The sequence below is a fragment of the Streptomyces sp. M-16 genome (assembly GCF_052114405.1).
GTDB lineage: Bacteria > Actinomycetota > Actinomycetes > Streptomycetales > Streptomycetaceae > Streptomyces.
On sequence record NZ_JBFRER010000307.1, the window covers coordinates 1 to 795 of the forward strand.

The window sequence follows — 795 nt, forward strand, 5'->3', positions numbered from 1 at the left end:
ATGTTCGACTTCAGCGAACCCAGCCACAGGGGCCGGCCCTCGGGCCGGTCCTGGCCGTAGGTGGCGAGCAGGGCCTGGGCTTCGATCGGGTCACCCAGGGTGGTGCCCGTACCGTGCGCCTCCACCGCGTCCACATCGGAGGCGGACAGGCCGGCCTGCGCCAGCGCCTGACGGATGACCCGCTGCTGCGCCGGCCCGTTCGGGGCGGTCAGCCCGTTCGACGCGCCGTCCTGGTTGATCGCCGAACCCCGTACGACGGCCAGTACCCGGTGGCCGTTGCGGCGGGCGTCCGAGAGACGTTCCACCAGCAGCATGCCCGCGCCCTCGGCCCAGCCCGTGCCGTCGGCCGCGGCCGAGAAGGCCTTGCACCGGCCGTCGGCGGCCAGCCCGCGCTGGCGGCTGAACTCCACGAAGACATTCGGGGTCGCCATGACCGTCACACCGCCCACCAGGGCCATCGAGCACTCGCCCTGGCGCAGCGACTGCGCCGCCAGGTGCAGCGCGACCAGGGAAGAGGAGCACGCGGTGTCCACCGTCACCGCCGGCCCCTCCAGACCGAAGGTGTAAGCCACGCGGCCCGAGGCGATGCTGCCCGCGCTCCCGTTGACCAGGTATCCCTCGAATCCGTCGGGTACGACGGACAGGCGTGAGCCGTAGTCGTGGTACATGACGCCCGCGAAGACCCCGGTACGCGAACCCCGCAACGAAGCCGGGTCGATACCGGCCCGCTCGAACACCTCCCACGAGGTCTCCAGCAACAACCGCTGCTGCGGATCCATCGCGAGCGCCTCACGC

Annotated in this window: 1 protein-coding gene; it reads right to left on the bottom strand. The window is 71.7% G+C overall.

Annotated elements, in window-relative coordinates:
- A partial coding sequence (locus AB4039_RS42260) for a beta-ketoacyl synthase N-terminal-like domain-containing protein (protein WP_442273313.1) occupies nt 1–795 on the bottom strand: 795 nt, incomplete at both ends.